At 72.2% G+C, this 16,645-nt stretch carries 16 protein-coding genes; 8 read left to right on the top strand and 8 right to left on the bottom strand.

From position 1 onward, the window contains the following. Positions 1-2 precede the first annotated feature (2 nt). Positions 3-872, bottom strand: coding sequence for an HhH-GPD family protein (locus DQ384_RS21300; RefSeq protein WP_245966668.1), 870 nt, complete (start codon positions 870-872; stop codon positions 3-5). Positions 873-1,082: 210 nt separating this feature from the next. Here DQ384_RS21300 and DQ384_RS21295 point away from each other — a divergent pair, with 210 nt between their 5' ends. Further along, positions 1,083-1,796, top strand: coding sequence for a hypothetical protein (locus DQ384_RS21295; protein WP_114030629.1), 714 nt, complete (start codon positions 1,083-1,085; stop codon positions 1,794-1,796). Between the two features lie 31 nt (positions 1,797-1,827). On the opposite strand, the gene disA is transcribed toward DQ384_RS21295, so the two are convergent. The 5 genes from disA to DQ384_RS21270 all read right to left on the bottom strand — a co-directional run bounded on the left by disA (position 1,828) and on the right by DQ384_RS21270 (position 5,970). Continuing rightward, positions 1,828-2,916: a DNA integrity scanning diadenylate cyclase DisA gene (gene disA / locus DQ384_RS21290; RefSeq protein WP_245966667.1), complete on the bottom strand. Its 1,089-nt coding sequence runs from the start codon at positions 2,914-2,916 to the stop codon at positions 1,828-1,830. 77 nt (positions 2,917-2,993) lie between these two features. Next, positions 2,994-4,427, bottom strand: coding sequence for a DNA repair protein RadA (gene radA, locus DQ384_RS21285; protein ID WP_114030627.1), 1,434 nt, complete (start codon positions 4,425-4,427; stop codon positions 2,994-2,996). 72 nt (positions 4,428-4,499) lie between these two features. After that, complete coding sequence (trxA, locus tag DQ384_RS21280) at positions 4,500-4,814, bottom strand: thioredoxin (protein ID WP_114030626.1); 315 nt, start codon at positions 4,812-4,814, stop codon at positions 4,500-4,502. Then, positions 4,811-5,191: a MerR family transcriptional regulator gene (locus DQ384_RS21275; protein WP_114030625.1), complete on the bottom strand. Its 381-nt coding sequence runs from the start codon at positions 5,189-5,191 to the stop codon at positions 4,811-4,813. Before DQ384_RS21275 ends, trxA begins: the two co-directional genes overlap by 4 nt. A gap of 80 nt (positions 5,192-5,271) precedes the next feature. After that, positions 5,272-5,970 carry a class I SAM-dependent methyltransferase gene (locus DQ384_RS21270; RefSeq protein WP_114030624.1) on the bottom strand — a complete coding sequence of 233 codons (699 nt, stop codon included), beginning with the start codon at positions 5,968-5,970 and terminating at the stop codon, positions 5,272-5,274. 106 nt (positions 5,971-6,076) lie between these two features. On the opposite strand from DQ384_RS21270, the gene DQ384_RS21265 reads away from it, so the two are divergent. From DQ384_RS21265 to DQ384_RS21235, 6 genes are all read left to right on the top strand, one after another. Continuing rightward, positions 6,077-6,895 (top strand): sugar phosphate isomerase/epimerase family protein, encoded by an 819-nt coding sequence (locus DQ384_RS21265; protein WP_114030623.1) that lies wholly within the window; start codon positions 6,077-6,079, stop codon positions 6,893-6,895. Between the two features lie 16 nt (positions 6,896-6,911). Continuing rightward, positions 6,912-7,544: a TetR/AcrR family transcriptional regulator gene (locus DQ384_RS21260; protein ID WP_114030622.1), complete on the top strand. Its 633-nt coding sequence runs from the start codon at positions 6,912-6,914 to the stop codon at positions 7,542-7,544. Between the two features lie 197 nt (positions 7,545-7,741). Further along, a complete protein-coding gene (locus tag DQ384_RS21255; RefSeq protein WP_245966666.1) occupies positions 7,742-9,901 on the top strand; it encodes a (Fe-S)-binding protein in 2,160 nt (719 codons plus the stop codon). Positions 9,902-10,090: 189 nt separating this feature from the next. Then, a complete protein-coding gene (locus tag DQ384_RS41370) occupies positions 10,091-11,083 on the top strand; it encodes a hypothetical protein (protein ID WP_181871321.1) in 993 nt (330 codons plus the stop codon). Further along, positions 11,080-12,183, top strand: coding sequence for a glycosyltransferase (locus DQ384_RS21240; RefSeq protein WP_114030621.1), 1,104 nt, complete (start codon positions 11,080-11,082; stop codon positions 12,181-12,183). The genes DQ384_RS41370 and DQ384_RS21240 overlap by 4 nt, the downstream gene beginning before the upstream one ends. A gap of 64 nt (positions 12,184-12,247) precedes the next feature. Beyond that, positions 12,248-12,529: a metal-sensitive transcriptional regulator gene (locus DQ384_RS21235; RefSeq protein ID WP_114030620.1), complete on the top strand. Its 282-nt coding sequence runs from the start codon at positions 12,248-12,250 to the stop codon at positions 12,527-12,529. 505 nt (positions 12,530-13,034) lie between these two features. Here DQ384_RS21235 and DQ384_RS21230 read toward each other — a convergent pair. After that, entirely contained in the window at positions 13,035-14,387 is a 1,353-nt protein-coding gene (locus DQ384_RS21230; RefSeq protein ID WP_114030619.1) for a hypothetical protein, read from the bottom strand. Positions 14,388-14,476: 89 nt separating this feature from the next. Next, positions 14,477-15,031, bottom strand: coding sequence for a gamma carbonic anhydrase family protein (locus tag DQ384_RS21225; protein WP_114030618.1), 555 nt, complete (start codon positions 15,029-15,031; stop codon positions 14,477-14,479). 185 nt (positions 15,032-15,216) lie between these two features. Between DQ384_RS21225 and DQ384_RS41365 the strand changes: the two genes are divergently transcribed. Beyond that, positions 15,217-16,644: a flotillin family protein gene (locus tag DQ384_RS41365; RefSeq protein ID WP_181871320.1), complete on the top strand. Its 1,428-nt coding sequence runs from the start codon at positions 15,217-15,219 to the stop codon at positions 16,642-16,644. Position 16,645: the final 1 nt, after the last annotated feature.

The raw sequence follows: 16,645 nt of genomic DNA, 5'->3' as shown, positions 1-16,645 counted from the left end.
GCTCAGGCCGGGAGGCGGTAGGTGCCGTCGGGGAGGGGTTCGGCGAGGCCGTCGGCCACGAGGCCGTCGAGGGCGCGTTCGCGCTGGACCGGGTCGATCGTCCACGCCGCGTCCAGGTCGGCCTTCGCGACGGAGCCGTGCGCGTCCCTGAGGACCGCCAGCAGCCGTCCGCGGCACTGACGGTCGGTGCCCGCGTACGTCTGCCCACGTCGCTCAGGGCCTTCGTACGGCGGCCGGCCCGCGAGGCGCCAGGCGCAGATCGCGGCCACCGGGCAGTCGGCGCAGCGGGGCGTGCGGGCCGTGCAGACGAGGGCGCCGAGCTCCATGACCGCGACCGCCCACCGGGGCGCGTCCAGGGGCGGTATCAGCGACTCGGCCAGCTTGCGCTCCGCCGCCGTGGTCGCCGTCGGCGGGTACTCCTCGCCCCGTACGGCCCGCGCCAGCACCCGCCGCACGTTCGTGTCCAGGACCGCGTGGCTGCGGCCGTACGCGAAGCTCGCGACCGCCGCGGCCGTATAGTCACCGATGCCCGGCAGCGCGCGCAGCTCGTCGTACGTCGAGGGGACGCGGCCGTCATGGCCGGTGGTGATCGCGCGGGCGCACGCGTGCAGGTTCAGCGCGCGGCGCGGGTATCCGAGGCGCCCCCAGTGGCGCACGGCCTCGCCGGGCGGCTCGGCGGCGAGGTCGGCCGGCGTGGGCCAGCGTTCCATCCACTCCGTCCAGATCGGCAGGACGCGGGCCACCGGAGTCTGCTGGAGCATGATCTCGCTGACCAGGATGCCCCAGGGCGTCGCCTCGGGCCGCCGCCACGGCAGATCCCGCGCGCTGTCGGCGTACCAGTCGAGGATGGCCGCGTGTAGTCCGTTTCCCACGCCGCCGAGCCTAGAACCTCCTGCGGTGTCCACGAGCGTCCACCGCATACCTCGCCGTACGAGGGCGCCGGCATCGCCGCCGCCCCTACTCGCCGACGCGTGGGGATTGCTGGGGGTTTGGGGGGATTTGGCGGACGGTTTCGTGGTGAGGGTTTTGGGGGATCGGCGGGTCGACACGCCCGGCGGCTCACAAGTCTCCATACTGTCAGTATGGATCCGGACACGTTCCGTGGCGACGTCGGCGTAGAGGGGCCGGACGTCTATTGGCGCCGCAGGGTGTCGGTGCTCACCGGCGCCCTCGTCGTGGTGGCCGTCGTGGCATGGGCCTGCACGAGCGCGTCCGGGGGGTCCGGGCCGAACTCACGGCATGGGGGCGCGGCCCCGAAGGGCGGCACGGCGACGGTCACCGCGACCCCGTCCACGACCCTGACCGCGACCGCGCCGACTCCGCCGCCCGCCGCCAAGGCCGCCGTCCCCACACCCGCGCCCGTGACGCCGAAGCCCACGCCCACCCCCACCCAGCGGCCCGGCGACCCGTGCGAGAAGTCCGACCTGGTGCTCAGCCTTCGCGGCGAGGCGGAGGTCTACCACCGGAAGGGCACCCCGCGATTCCTGCTCGCCGTCGTCAACACCGGCCGCGTCGACTGCTCGGTGGACGTGGGGCCGCGGGCGGTGGAGGTCCGCATCACCTCGGGCGACGACCGCGTCTGGTCGACGTCCGACTGCCTGAGCGGCGAGCGCAAGGAGGTCCGCCGGCTCCGGCGCGGCGTCCCCCACGTGCGCATGGTCGACTGGGACCGCCACCGGTCGGGGCCGGACTGCCGCGCCTCGCATCCGAAGGCGCACGACGGCACGTACGTCGCCATGGCGCGCCTGGGCACCCTGCGCAGCCCCAAGGTGATCTTCCACCTGCGCCGTTCCTGACCCGTTCGGGGCGCGGCAAGGGCGCCCCACCTCAGACGTATCGCTCCAAGATGGACGCCTCGGCGAGGCGGGAGAGGCCCTCGCGGACGCTGCGGGCGCGGGACTCGCCGACGCCGCCCACCGACTGGAGGTCGTCGGTGCTGGCAGCCAGGAGCTTCTGGAGGCCGCCGAAGTGGTCGACGAGCCGGTCGACGACGCTGCCGGGCAGGCGGGGCACCTTGGCGAGCAGGCCGTAGCCGCGCGGGCTGACCGGTTTGTCCAGCGCCTCGGAGCCGTCGTGCCCGAGGACGTGCGCCACCGCCGACAGGTCGAGCAGGTCGCCCGGGGACAGCCGGTCCAGCTCGGCGAGTGAATCGGCCACCGAGCGCGGCCGGTGCCCGCCCTGCGCGGGAAGGTAGTCGCGCAGGATGAGGTCGCGGTCCTCCTCGACCCCGGCCACCAGCTCGGCGAGCTGGAGCGACAGCAGCCGCCCGTCGGTGCCGAGCTCGACGACGTAGCCCTCGATCTCGCCGGAGATGCGGCGCACCATCTCCAGCCGCTGCACCACCACGGCGACGTCGCGCGCCGTGACCAGGTCCTCGATCTCCAGGGCGGACAGCGTGCCGGAGACCTCGTCCAGGCGCATCTTGTAGCGTTCGAGCGTGGCGAGCGCCTGGTTGGCCTTGGACAGGATCGCCGCCGACTCCTCCAGCACGTACCGGACGCCGTCGAGGTACAGCGCGATGATGCGCATCGATTTGCTGATGGAGATGACCGGCGAGCCCGTCTGCCGGGCCACGCGCTGGGCGGTGCGGTGGCGGGTGCCGGACTCGTTGGTGGGGATGGACGGGTCGGGGACGAGGTGGACGGCCGCGCGCACGATCTTGTTGGCCGCCGAGTCCAGCACGATGGCGCCGTCCATCTTGGCCAGCTCGCGCAGGCGCGTCGCGGAGAACTCGACGTCGAGCGTGAACCCGCCCGTGCAGACCTCTTCGACCCCGCGATGGTATTCGAGGACGATGAGCGCGCCCGTGTGCCCACGCAGAATGCGCTCCAGGCCGTCGCGAAGCTCGGTGCCCGGAGCGAGCGCGGCAAGGGTGGGTCGTCGGCGATCGTCGACGCCCTTGGAGTTGTTCGCCACTTGACCCCCGATGGTCGCTGACCTCGCCCAGTTTAGCGGCGATATGGCGTCCCGGACCGGGAGCGCGGCGGCGCGGCTCATGTGACGTGCGTCAACGCGTCCCAGACGTTCTCTGCTTCTGTGACGTCGAAACCCTGCGAGAAGTTCGTCGTGCGGATGGGCGGCCTCGCCACCGGGACCGGCCTGCGGGCCTCGCGCCCGTCCGGGGACGGCAGCGCGGGCGCTTCCTGTTCGAGCGAGCCGGTGGGGACCAGGGCGTGCGAGAAGCCGAGCCGGGCGGCCTCGGCCACCCTGCGCCGGATGTCCCTGACCGGGCGCAGCTCGCCCGCCAGCCCCACCTCGCCGAGGACGATCAGGCCCGGCGGAAGGGGACGGTCGCCCGCCGCGCTGGCCACGGCGAGCATCACCGCGAGGTCGACCGCGGGGTCGTTGAGCCGGATGCCGCCGACGGTCGCGGTGAAGACGTCGCAGCCGCTCAGCCGGGCGTTCAGCCGGCGCTCCAGGACGGCGAGGATCATCGTCACGCGGAAGGGGTCGAGGCCGGAGGTCGAGCGGCGCGGCTGCTGGGCCTCGGTGGGGCCGACCAGCGCCTGCACCTCGGCGGGCAGCGGGCGGGTGCCCTCGACCGTGACGGTGACGCACGTGCCGGGGACGGGCTCGGAGCGGCGCGAGACGAACAGGCCGCTCGGGTCGGGCAGCCCCACGATGCCGCGCTCGTTCAGGTCGAAACAGCCGACCTCGTCGGTGGGGCCGAAGCGGTTCTTGATGCACCGCACCATGCGCAGCCGGGAGTGGCGGTCGCCCTCGAAGTGCAGCACGACGTCGACCAGGTGCTCCAGCACGCGGGGGCCCGCGATCGAGCCGTCCTTGGTGACGTGGCCGACCAGGACCGTGGAGAGGCCGCGGTCCTTGGCCAGGCGCACTAGGTTTCCCGTGACCTCGCGGACCTGCGTGACGCCGCCCGGCACCCCCGTGGCCTGGGACGAGCCGATGGTCTGCACGGAGTCGACGATCAGCAGCCGGGGCTGGACCTTCTCGACGTGGCTCACCACGGCGGCGAGGTCGGTCTCCGCCGCGAGGTAGAGCTGGTCCTGGATGGCGCCGATGCGGTCGGCGCGCATGCGCACCTGGGCGGCGGACTCCTCGCCCGTGACGTACAGGACGGTCTCGTGGCGGGCCATGCTCGCCGCGGCCTCCAGCAGCAGCGTGGACTTGCCGATGCCCGGCTCGCCGGCGAGCAGCACCACGGCGCCGGGGACGAGCCCGCCGCCGAGCACGCGGTCGAGCTCGCCGACGCCGGTGGTGCGTGCGCGGGCGAACTCGGCCTTGACCTGGCCGATCGGCAGCGCGGGGGAGGTCACGGCACCCCCCTGGACGACGTGCACGCCCGCGCGGGCGTCCTCGGCGTCGACCGTGCCCCACGCCTGGCACTCGCCGCAGCGGCCCACCCACTTGGAGGTGCGCCACCCGCACTCGGCGCAGCGGTACCCGGCCTTCTGCGTCTTGGTCATGGGGGGCACGTTATCGGCCCGCACCGACAAAGCACATCGGCCGCGCGCCCGCCGCGGGGGCTGGAGCGGGCGCTAGAACTGCCCCTCCAGTTCGGCCAGCAGCAGCCGCTTGGGCTTGGCGCCGACGACCTGGCGCACGACCTCGCCGTCCCGGTACAGGTTCATCGTCGGGAAGCCCATGACGCCGTACCGGGAGGCGATCTCGGGGTAGTCCTCGGCGTTCAGCTTGGCGACGGTCAGCCGGTCGGCGTACTCGCCCGCGATCTCCTCCAGGATCGGCGCGACCATGCGGCACGGCGGGCACCAATCCGTCCAGAAGTCCACGAGGACGGGCTTGTCGCTTTCGAGCACCTGCTCGGCGAAGTTCTCGGCGGTCAGCGTGATCATGTCGTTCCTCCGGTTCTCAGCGCGCATCCCGGGCACGCCTCGGCGAGTTGGGCCGCCACCTCGGCGCGGCGGCCGAACAGGGTGCGGATCTGCTCGTCGATCTCGGCCAGCTTGCGCCGGTAGACCTCGACGGACTCGGGGCAGGCGTTCCCGGAGCCGTTGCCGGCGCGCAGGCACTCGACGAACGGCCGCGCGTCCTCCAGCGTGAAGCCCACCGTGAGCAGAGAGCGGATCTCGGCGACCAGCTTCAGGTCGGACTCGTCGTACTGCCGGTAGCCGTTGGACGTCCGCCTGGCCGCAAGCAGCCCCTGCTGTTCGTAGTAGCGCAGCGCCCGGGTGCTCACCCCCGCCCGCCTCGCCAGCTCGCCGATCCGCATCGGTCCTCCCTGATCCGCGCTCACGCTAGTCCTTGACGTCAACGTCAAGGTCAAGCCGGCGCATCCCTGGATGAGGGGTGTCAGAACAGGCGCCAGCGCAGGATGTTCGGGTAGGCGACCTCCAGCCCCGGCGTGCGCGCGATGGCCTCCTCGGCGACGTCGGGGGCGAACTCGATGCGCAGGACGGCCTCCAGGTCGGCGCGGGTGGAGAAGACCATGCGCAGGTCCAGTTCCCGGCGCTGCCAGCCCTGCCGCGACCAGAACGCCTCCACGGCCGCCGCCGAGTAGGACGGCACCGTGCGGCTGAACCACGCGCCGAAGTCGCCGCGGCCCGCGTCCAGGTCGATGACGAACGCCGCGCCGCCGCGCCGCACCACCCGGGACAGCTCGCGCAGCCCGGGCTCGCAGCCGGGCCCGAAGAAGTACGCCCACCGGGCGAAGGCGACGTCCACCGAGGAGTCGGGGACGGGCAGCGCCTGGGCGGTCGCCGTGCGCACGTACACGCGGGGCAGCCCGCGGCAGCGTTCGGCGGCGAGCGCGGCGAGCCCGGCGTGCGGCTCGACGCCGATGACCGTGTGCGCCGTGGCGGCCAGCCGCGGCAGGTGGTAGCCCGTGCCGCAGCCGATGTCGAGGACGGCGCCCCCCGTCCACGGGCGGATCGCCGACATCGCCGCCTCGGCGACGCCGTCCGGGTCGACCGCCCGGTTCTCCAGCTCGTAGGTCCGGGGCGAGTTCCATATGTTCGGGCTGGGAATGGCCCCATCGACGATCCGCGCCATGGGGAATACGCTAGACCAGGCATAACGCCGTACAGGCGCGTGTGATCTCCGTTGCATCCGGGTTGCGCAACGCGACCTGGGCGCGACCCGGCTTAGGCTGGCAGATGTGACCGACGTCATCCGTGTCCCGAACGCCAAGATCGCATTGTCCACCGCGTCGGTGTATCCCGAGCGCACTCCGGACGCCTTCGAGCTGGCCGCGCGCCTCGGTTACGACGGCGTCGAGGTCATGGTCGGCGCCGACCCGATCAGCCAGGACATCGACGTGATCGAGCGCCTGTCCGACCACTACGGCATCCCCGTCCTGGCGGTCCACGCCCCCTGTCTCCTCGTCACGCAGCGCGTCTGGGGCCGCGACCCCTGGGCCAAGCTGGTCAAGGCGCAGAAGGCCGCCGAGCGGCTCGGCGCGCGCACGGTGGTCGTGCACCCGCCGTTCCGGTGGCAGCGCGACTACGCCCGCGACTTCGAGTCCGGTCTCGCCCGCATGCGCGACGAGACCGACGTCATCTTCGCGGTCGAGAACATGTTCCCCCTGCGCGCCCGCGGCGCCGAGGTCGTCCCGTACTCCCCGGGCTGGGACGTCGTCGACCACGACTTCCCCCAGGTCACCCTCGACCTGTCCCACACGGCCGTGTCGGGGTCCGACGCGCTGCAGATGACCGAGAAGCTCGGCGACCGCCTCGCCCACCTGCACCTCGCCGACGGCGTGGGCACCACCAACAAGGACGAGCACCTGGTGCCCGGCCGGGGTGGTCAGCCCTGCGCCCGCGTCCTGGAGCGGCTGGCCACGGCCGGGTACGGCGGCCTGATCGTCCTGGAGATCAACACCCGGAAGGCGGCCGGCCGCAGCGAGCGCATCGACGACCTGGCCGAAGGGCTGGCCTTCGCCCGGCTGCACTTCGCGGCGTCCTCCACCTCGACATGATCGGGTCCTTGTCGGCATGATCCGATCCGAGACCGGCGATGACGGCGCGGAAGGCGGAGGGGTGACGGCGGAAAGACGGCGTCCGGGAAGGCGCCCAGGCTCGGCGGACACGCGCGGCGAGATCGTCGTCGCGGCCCGCAAGATCTTCGCGGAGAAGGGGTTCGACAAGGCGACGATCCGGGGCATCGCCCGGGAGGCCGGGGTGGATCCGGCGCTCGTCCACCACTATTTCGACACCAAGGAGGGCATCTTCGTCGCGGCCCTCCACCTGCCCGTGGATCCCTCGAAGGTGATCCCCCTCGTTCTGGAGGGGCCGCGCGAGGAGGTCGGCGAGCGGGTCGCCAGGTTCATCCTGACGATGACCGCCGATCCGATGGCGCGCGAGCCCATCGTCGCGCTCGTGCGCAGCGCGATGACCAACGAGCGGGTCGTCGCGATGATCCGCGAGTTCATGACCCGGGCGATCCTGGAGCGGGTGGCGGTCGGCCTGGACATCCCGCCGCTCCGCATGGAGGCGGCGTTCGCGCAGATGTTTGGCGTGGTGTTGCTGCGGTACGTCCTCCAGGTGGAGCCGGTGGCGTCCGTCGACATCGAGGAGCTCGTCGGCCTTCTCGCGCCGACGATCCAGCGTTACCTCGGCGCCGACTGATCGATCCCGGCCCGAGACCTTCACAGAGCATTGTTCTGTGCATTGTCATGGGCACTGTTCCAGTCGTGGTAAGGCCTGGGGTCGTACCCGTGCATGGCCATAAGTTACTGCCGGGTACTATTCGGAGTGGCTTCGCCGTCACGGTGGATGACCGGTGTGTCTACGCTGGGCAGCCAACGCCCTAGTTTGGAGGACCCGTGCTCCTGGTAGCGATCATCGGGCTCGTGATGACCGCGCTCGCGGTCACCCTCGCCGGTCGCCGCGCGCACTGGCTATACAGCCTCGCCACGAGCGGCCAGCCCGCTCCCGAACGCGTGCAGTACGCCAGGGAGAACGCAGGCGCCGAGCTCAAGGCGCAGGTCGTCGAGGTGTTCGCGCAGAAGAAGCTGCTCAAGTGGACGCCGTCGGGCGTGGCGCACTTCGTGGTGTTCTGGGCGTTCGTCATCCTGGCGACGGTCTACCTGGAGGCCTACGGCGCGCTGATCCAGGGCGCGATCACCGGCACGCCGGACTTCCACATCCCGCTCGTCGGCACCTGGCCCGTCCTCGGCTTCCTCCAGGACCTCATCGCCGTCGCCTGCCTGCTGGGCCTCGTGGCCTTCGCGGCCATCCGCGTCAAGAACTCGCCCAAGAAGCTCGGACGCGAGTCGCGGTTCTCCGGCTCGCACCTGGGCGGCGCCTGGCTCATCCTCTTCATGATCTTCAACGTGCTCTGGACGATGTTCCTGTTCCGAGGGGCGGCCGTCAACACCGGCAGCTTCCCGTACAAGTCAGGCGCGTTCGCGTCCGAGGCGGTGGCCAAGGTGCTGCCGACGAGCGAGGCGCTGGAGTCCGTGGGGCTGCTGCTGCACATCGGCGTCATGCTGGTGTTCCTGGTGATCGTGGTGAACTCCAAGCACCTGCACATCTTCCTGGCGCCGCTGAACGTCGCGTTCTCACGGCGTCCCGACGGCCTGGGCGCCGTGCCCCAGATGCGCAGCAACGGCAAGGTGCTGGACTTCGAGGAGGCCGACCCCGACACCGACGTGTTCGGCCGCGGCAAGATCGAGGACACCACCTGGAAGGGGTTCCTGGACTTCTACACCTGCACCGAGTGCGGCCGCTGCCAGTCCCAATGCCCGGCCTGGAACACCGGCAAGCCGCTGTCGCCCAAGATGCTGATCCTGGACCAGCGCGACCACGCCTTCGCCATCGCCCCCTACCTGATGGCCGGCGAGCAGGAACGGGCCGATCTGCCCGAGGACGTGCTGGCCCTGGCGGGCAGGCCGCTGGTCGGCGAGCAGGGCGTCATCCACCCCGACGTGCTGTGGTCGTGCACCAACTGCGGCGCCTGCGTCGAGCAGTGCCCGGTGGACATCGAGCACATCGACCACATCATCGACATGCGCCGCTACCAGGTGATGATCGAGTCCAGCTTCCCCTCCGAGGCCGGCGTGATGCTCAAGAACCTGGAGAACAAGGGCAACCCGTGGGGGGTGCCGGAGACGAAGCGCGCCGAGTGGATCGAGGAGCTGGCCTCGCGCGAGGTCGACCCGATCGAGGTCCAGGTCATCGAGGAGAAGGTGCCCGACGATCTCGAATACCTGTTCTGGGTCGGCTGCGCGGGCGCGCTGGAGGACCGGGCGAAGAAGACCACCAAGGCCGTCGCCGAGCTGCTGCACATCGCCGGGGTGAAGTTCGGCGTGCTCGGCCCCATGGAGGCGTGCACCGGAGACCCGGCCCGCCGGCTGGGCATGGAGTTCCTGTTCGACATGCTGGCCCGGCAGAACATCGAGACGCTGAACGAGGCCGGGGTGAAGAAGATCGTGGCGAGCTGCCCGCACTGCTTCAACACCCTGGCCAACGAGTATCCGCAGCTGGGCGGGATGTTCGAGGTGGTGCACCACACCCAGTTGCTGGCCAGGCTGGTGGAGGAGGGCAGGCTGACCCCGGTCACGCCGATCGAGGAGAAGATCACCTACCACGATCCGTGTTTCCTGGGCCGGCACAACAAGGTGTACGCCCAGCCGCGCGACATCATGGCCAAGGTGCCGGGGGTGCGGACGCAGGAGATGCACCGGTGCAAGGAGCGCGGGTTCTGCTGCGGCGCGGGCGGGGCGCGCATGTGGATGGAGGAGCGGATCGGCAAGCGGATCAACACCGAGCGGGTGGACGAGGCGCTGACCACCGACCCCGACACCGTGTCCACGGCCTGCCCGTTCTGCCTGGTGATGCTGGGCGACGCGATCAACGAGAAGAAGAACAGCGGCCAGGCCAAGGAGTCGCTGGAGGTCGTGGACGTCGCCCAGCTCCTGATCACCTCGGTCAAGGGCGAGCGGGGCCGGCACGGGCAGATGGACGAGCCCGTCGGCGCCTGAGCGTCCGTCCGGGAGGCGTTCCCGAGCCGGGCCCGAGACGGCCGTACCGGTGGAAAATCCCGTCGTCCAGGGCCCGGCTCCGTCCTTCGCCAACAGGCGAAAGGCAGGACCCGAAAACCTTTCTCCACATAACGGAGAAATCACGGTAACCTCAACGTCGCGCGGCTCAATCGACGGGGAGGGGGCGCGGTGCGCGTTGTCGTTACCGATGCCGAGGTCACGATGGCCGATGTCCTCTCGCTCCGGCTCGCCATCGCCGAGCCGCTGGCCGACGGAACCCGGCTGGTCCTGCGGCAGCGAGGCACGGGCACCGAGGCCCAGGTGGTGCTGGGCACGTCCGGGGCCGAGGTGCGGGAGGCGTCGGTCGCGGTGTCGCTCGCGCCGCTCGGCCTGACGCCGGGCCGCTGGGACGCCTACCTCGAACACGACGAACCCGGCCGTGACCACCTGGAAAGCGGCGATCTCGCCGGCCACGAGAAGCCTGGCGACGCCAAGCCCGACGCCAAGCCCGACGCCAAGCCCGACGCCGAACCCGGCGCGAAGCCGCCCGGCCCGGCCCCCGCTCTCGCGGAGCCCCCGGACGGGGACGCGGGTCGCCCCACGTGGGAACGGTCCGGGTTGCGGGTCAGGCGCACGCGCGTCCAGTGCGTGGACCCCGGTTTCTCGCTCGACCGCCTCGACGCCTACGCGCTCAGCCGGCGCACCCTCGCCTACCGCGCCTACCGCACGCGGGGCGGCTACCTCGCCGTCAAGATCTTCCAGGTCGAGCCGGTGGCGGACGTCCGGGCGGTGTGGTTCCGCGAGGGCAGGTTCGAGGTCACCGGCCTGCTCGCCTACACCGGCTTCGACGACGACGACTCCCACCACACCGCCCGTCTCGCCCTGCGCCGCTCGGCGGGCCCCGAGACCGCGGTGACGGCCACCGCGACCGTCAAGGGCGTGCGCTTCCACGCCGCCCTGTCGCTGTGCGACGTGATCGCCGCGACGCCGGAGTACGAGGGGCTGTGGGAGCCGTCGCTGGAGGTCGACGGCCTCGACGTCCCGCTGCCGCTCGGGGCGCACATCGACGACGTGGACGGCAAGGGACGCCGGGTCCAGTACCCCGACACCCGGGTGGACGGGGTGCCGGTCCGCCCGTGCTACACCCCCGACGACGAGCTGCGCCTCGAGGTGGGCGGATGAAGATCTGCTTTCTCGTGCCCTCGGTGTACGGCATGCGCGGCGACACGCGGGCGGTGCTCAACCTGGCCGCGGCGCTCGCGTCCAAGCACGAGGTGGAGATCGTCAGCGTCCGGCGGGTCCGCGAGACCCCGTTCTTCCCGGTGGACCGGCGGCTCTCGGTGCGCTGGCTGATCGACGCGCGGCCCGGCGTCCGGCACCTCCTGCCCGGCGGGCAGATGCGCACCGAGATGGCCCTGTGGCGGGCCCTGCGCGGGATGCGCGCCGACCTGCTCGTCACCACCCGCGCGGGGCTCAGCGTGCAGGCCGCCCGGCACGTCTCGCGCGAGATGCTGCGCGTCGCCCGCGAGTGGAGCCGCCCGGCGGTGCCGGACCCGGTCCGCCGCTTCTACCCCAAGCTGGACGCCGTGGTCACCTCGACCGAGACGGTCAGGGACGACTTCGCCCGCATCTTCCAGGGCGCCGGCGGGCCGAGGCTGGAGGTCGTCCCGGACGCGCTCGCGCAGGGCCCGTGGCCGCGTTCGCGCATGGACAACCGCATCGTGTCGGCGGGCGGCAGGTGGCTGGCGGGCAAGGCGTTCGACCAGCTCGTCCGCGCTTTCGCGATCGTGGCGGACAAGCGGCCGGACTGGCGGCTGCGGCTTTACGGCGGCGGGCCGGAGGAGAAGCGGCTGCGCGCGCTGGTCGGCAGCCTGAACCTGCACAACAACGTGTACTTCATGGGCACGACGCCCGACCTGCCCGGCGAGTTCGCCAAGGCGTCCCTGGTGGCGGTCACCTCGCTGGCCGAGAGCCCGGGCATGACGGTGATCGAGGCGCTCGGCTGCGGCGTCCCCGTGGTCGGGTTCGAGGGGGCGCGCGGCGCGGGCGAGTTCGTCACCCCTGGCCGCGACAGCGTGCTGGTGCCGAGGGGCGAGGACGAGGTCGAGGCGTTCGCCGGCGCGATGCTGACCTTGATCGACGACGAGCGTCAGCGCATGGTGCTGTCGGCGGGGGCGCGGGAGTCGGCGGCACGGCACGCCGCGCCGGTCGTCGCCGCGCGCTGGGAGGAACTGGCCGGCGAGCTGCGAAGCCGCGGCGCGAAGGCGGCCGGGGGACGCTGAGCCGACCCCGGGTGCCCGACGCGCGCGCCGCTGTGGTATACCCCGAACCGGTATTGTAGACGTTATGCATGGGTACAGCGGAGACAAGCAGGCTTATCTGACCAGACTTCGGCGGATCGAGGGGCAGATTCGCGGCCTCCAGCGCATGGTGGAGGAAGACTCCTACTGCATCGACGTCCTCACGCAGGTGTCGGCGGCCACGCGGGCCCTGCAGGCCGTGGCGCTGGGGCTCCTGGAGGACCACATCGGCCACTGCGTCACGGACGCCATCAACAACGGCGGCCCCGAGGCGGAGGCGAAGGTCAAGGAGGCCTCGGCGGCGATAGCGAGGCTAGTGCGCTCGTAGTAGTGTCCGGCCGTTTCCCGGCCCGGTCGGACTAGTCACGCCGGGTGGTAAGTGGCCTTTTCACAAAACCGTCCCGAACCCCCGAGGAGTCCGGGACCAGTTCTGCGACCTTCTTCAGTGACTCACCGAAGTACGCAATCCGAGCGCGTTGTCGAGTTCATCCAACGTCAGCTGTCGTTCGCTGACAGCGACGGCGCTGAGCACCTCCGCGTAGAGCGCGATCTCGTCCAACGCGACACGGTCATGGACTCTCGAGTCCAGGTTGTCGTGCCCCACCGCGTCGTCCTTCCTTCCGCAGCCCACACCCACTTCGAGGTTACGGCCGGGTGGCTTTCGGCGACATGGCCCATCGGGACCATTCGCCGGGCCGCCCGTGTCCTCGTGGAACCATTTCCAGGATCGTAGATCACAATTCGGCCAAATCCCCGTATAGGGGGGCGGGGAATGATATACGCGAGGTAAGTATCAAATTACCTAATTCAACGTTTAGGTCACGACGGGTGGCTCAGGTGTGGTGTATCCATTCACCTGAGGTCTCTGGGGCTTCGGGCAGCGGGTCGTCGCGCTCGCCGATCAGACAGCTCACCGTCGCCGCCGAAGAGGGGAACCCGCGCGGAGGCGGCGCCGTCCCCGTCAGCGCGCACCACGCCAGCCCCGTCGCGTAGCCCGCGCCCAGCAGCGCCGCCGCCGAGGCCCGGTCGGGCGGGTGCAGGGCGTCCGGCGGCTCACCGTCCCGGGGCCAGCAGCCGCGCAGGGGATGGTCCGGGCCGACCAGCACCGCGTAGTACGTCCGCCGCAGCTCGGGATCCAGCAACGGGTACAGCCGCGCCGCCTCCCCGGGCGCCAGCTCGTGGACGTCGGCGGCCAGCAGCGAGGCCGCCACCGCCCGGGGGTCCGCCCCGTGGGACGCGACGAACGACAGCGCCTCCACCATGTCGTACAGGCGGTGCCGGAAGTGGTCCTCCGGCGAGGTCTCGGCCAGCACGGCGGCCCTCAGAGGGCGCGGGCAGCGGCCCAGCCAGGCGTCCCTGACCGCCGTCGCGCCCCGGGCCCGGTGGTCCAGCCACGGACGCGCCAGCAAGGGCTCCACCATCGCCAGCAGGGCGCCCGCGCGGGGCGAGAAACGCGGGTCGGGGGCCAGGACGCGGGCGGTGCCGGCCATCAGCCCCGCCAGGCGCAACCCCTGCCCCTGGGCGCCGTGGTCCAGCCGCTCGGCGTACAGGCCGGTCAGCGCCTCCAGCGGCATCGGCGGCAGCCACCGCACCCAGTCGTCCCCGGGCAGCGGGCGCGCGAGGAACTCGCCGAACATCGACAGCAGCACCTCGTTGCCGTCGAACGCCGGGGCGTAGGCGCACCACATGATCGTCCCCCAGATCGCCGCGACCGCCGCCGTGACGTCCGCGTAGAACGTCTCGCGCAGCGGCCCCGACACCAGCGGGACGTCCTCCTTCGGACGGCACGCCTCGACCAGCAGCTCGCGGATGCGCACGGTCATCTGGCGGGACACGTCCGGCCCCACGAACGCCTGCGTGGAGCCTCGGTCGTACGACAGGTCCGACGGGCCCGGCAGCAGCTCGTCCGGGATCGGAGGAGGCGGCTGGGGAGCGCGCGCGGCGGCCCGCACGCCCGGGTCCGCCGGGGGCGCGGAGAGGTGCCAGGCGCCGTCCGAGGCGTCGTGGCGGTACCAGCGGGCGTGCGCGCCGAACAGCCAGCAGGCGCCGTCCTCGGTGCGCAGCAGGCGGGCGGCCATCGCCTGGGCCTGCGTGGGCGCCGGGACGTCGGCCCACCGCGGGTCCGCGAGCATGGCGCGGACATCCCGCTCGATCGCCTCGAAGGGGTCCCACTGCACGGCGGCCATGCTACTGGTGACGCAGCTCACCGGCCCCGGGAGCGCACCCCGCCCGCCTTCCCCCGGCCCGCGGCCTCGCACGCGGCCGGGGCGGGGAGTCAGGGCGTGGGCGGCACGGGCGTGGCGGCGCGGTGGCGGGCGGCCTTGGCCATGTAGTTGTCCGGCGTACGGGCGAAGGTGGCCCGGTCGGCGTCCGTGAGCTCGCGGACGATCGCGCCCGGCACCCCGGCGAACAGCACCCCCGGCGGCACACGCCTGCCCGGCGTCACCACGCACCCGGCCGCCACCAGCGACCCCGCGCCCACCCGCGCGCCGTTGAGCACGACCGCGCCGATGCCCACCAGCGCCCCCGCCTCGACGTGCGCGCCGTGCACCACCGCGCGGTGCCCCACGCTGACCCGGTGCTCCAGGACGGCCGGGAACCCCGGGTCGGCGTGCAGGCAGGCCAGGTCCTGGACGTTGCATTCGTCGCCGATCTCGATCGCCTCGTCGTCACCCCGCAGGACGGCGCCGTACCAGACGCTCGCGCCCCGTCCCAGCCGCACCCGGCCCACCACCACGGCGGACGGCGCCACGTACGCCTCGGGGTGGATGGACGGCGCGTCGGCGCCCAGCGCGGCGACGTACGGGACGGCCGGAGAGGACTCACTCATGTCACCGAGGATGCCATGCGGCCATCTGCCGGTTTCCACGTGTTACAGGGTGGTAGGCGCTATAAGACCGCATGAGGCCATGCGTTCGGGTTGCGGAGTCCGGCAGATGGCAGGAAAGTCGTGTCCTGACGTGTCGCCACCCGATGCACGACCCCCACTCGAATCCAGACCCCCAGGGCTCAGCCATGACGAACCAGCACGACAGCTTTCCCGACATGATGCACGAGGACCTCGGCTTCGAGGTCGTGATGCGTGGATACAGCCGCCGCCAGGTCCACGATCACATGGTCCGAACGCGTAATCAGATCCGTGACCTGGAGGAACGGCTGGCGCGGGCGATCGACCAGGCCGAGCAGGGCCGCATCGAGCTCGCGGAGGCCCGCCGCCGCCTGGCCGAAGCCCCCCAGGACTACGACGAGCTGGGCCAGCGGCTGAGCGCGATACTGAAGCTCGCCGAGGAGGAGGCGAAGTCCAAGCGCGAGGCCGCGGACGCCGACGCCGCCAAGACGCGCGAGGAGGCCAACGCCGAGTCCGAACGCATCCTCTCCTCCGCCCAGGCCGAGGCCGAGCGCCGCGTCCACGAGGCGACCGCCGCCGCCGAGCGTCTGCTGGCCCAGGCCGGCTCGGACGCCGAGGAGACGCTGGGCACGGCCCGCGCCGAGTCGGAGGAGACGCTGCGCAACGCCCGCGCCGAGGCCGACCGCACGCTGAAGGCCGCCCAGCTGGAGGCCGAGCGCCTGGTCACCGAGGCCGACGCACGGGCCGAGGCCACGCGCCAGGCCGCCTCCGACGAGGCCGAGGCGACGCTCAAGGCCGCGCGGGCCGAGGCCGCCGAGACGCTGTCCTCGGCGCAGCAGCGCGCCACGGCGCTGGACGACCACACAGGCCGCCGGGTGACGTTCCTCACCGACACCCACACCGAGGTCATGCGCCGTCTCAACGAGATGGGCTCGGTGCTGACGGACCTGCTCCAGCGCGAGAACGCCGCGGGCACGCTGATCGACGAGGCCGCAGTGCTGCCGCCGCGTCCGGTGTTCACCCACGTCGACGAGCCGCGGGACGCCGCGGCGGCCGACGAGCAGGACTCGGTGCGGGTCGTGCTCGGCGACGCGGACGGCGACGGCGTGGACGGCCCGCACGGCCCGGACGACGCCGACGACGCCGACGACGCCGACGGCGCGAACGGCGGGCCGCGCTCAGGCGCCGATCGCGACGAGGAGCGGGGCGAGGCGTTCGGGCCCGGCGCGGGCACGGGCGGCGTGGCGTCCGCTGTGGACGGCGGCGCGCGGCCGGGCGAGGACGCGCGCCGTGAGGGCCTCGAGGACACCGTGCTCCCCGTGAACGCCGCGTACGACGACCACGAGCAGTACGTGGAGTTCGAGCGGCACGACATGGCCGGGCAGGGGCTCGCGGGCCGGCCGATCCGTCCGGACGACACCGTCGAGGTCGACGGCGACGCCCGGCGGCCGGGGGCGAACGACGGGCACGGGGCCAACGACCACGAGGCTCCGGGGCAGGGACGCGTCCGCGGCTTCTTCGAGTCCACCGATGTCCACGTGCCGGTGTCCGGCAACCGCTCCGGCGAGGACGGGCTGTCCGCGCAGCGCCAGTAGG

It is taken from the genome of Sphaerisporangium album (genome assembly GCF_003323745.1).
Lineage (GTDB): Bacteria > Actinomycetota > Actinomycetes > Streptosporangiales > Streptosporangiaceae > Sphaerisporangium > Sphaerisporangium album.
This window is presented reverse-complemented; position numbering and strand designations above follow the sequence as displayed.

Coding starts and splice junctions, on each gene's coding strand:
- DQ384_RS21295 (WP_114030629.1), top strand. CDS start 1,083: ATGGATCCGGACACGTTCCGTGGCGACGTCGGCGTAGAGGGGCCGGAC.
- radA (WP_114030627.1), bottom strand. CDS start 4,427: ATGACCAAGACGCAGAAGGCCGGGTACCGCTGCGCCGAGTGCGGGTGG.
- trxA (WP_114030626.1), bottom strand. CDS start 4,814: ATGATCACGCTGACCGCCGAGAACTTCGCCGAGCAGGTGCTCGAAAGC.
- DQ384_RS21275 (WP_114030625.1), bottom strand. CDS start 5,191: ATGCGGATCGGCGAGCTGGCGAGGCGGGCGGGGGTGAGCACCCGGGCG.
- DQ384_RS21270 (WP_114030624.1), bottom strand. CDS start 5,970: ATGGCGCGGATCGTCGATGGGGCCATTCCCAGCCCGAACATATGGAAC.
- DQ384_RS21260 (WP_114030622.1), top strand. CDS start 6,912: ATGATCCGATCCGAGACCGGCGATGACGGCGCGGAAGGCGGAGGGGTG.
- DQ384_RS21240 (WP_114030621.1), top strand. CDS start 11,080: ATGAAGATCTGCTTTCTCGTGCCCTCGGTGTACGGCATGCGCGGCGAC.
- DQ384_RS21235 (WP_114030620.1), top strand. CDS start 12,248: ATGCATGGGTACAGCGGAGACAAGCAGGCTTATCTGACCAGACTTCGG.
- DQ384_RS21230 (WP_114030619.1), bottom strand. CDS start 14,387: ATGGCCGCCGTGCAGTGGGACCCCTTCGAGGCGATCGAGCGGGATGTC.
- DQ384_RS21225 (WP_114030618.1), bottom strand. CDS start 15,031: ATGAGTGAGTCCTCTCCGGCCGTCCCGTACGTCGCCGCGCTGGGCGCC.
- DQ384_RS41365 (WP_181871320.1), top strand. CDS start 15,217: ATGACGAACCAGCACGACAGCTTTCCCGACATGATGCACGAGGACCTC.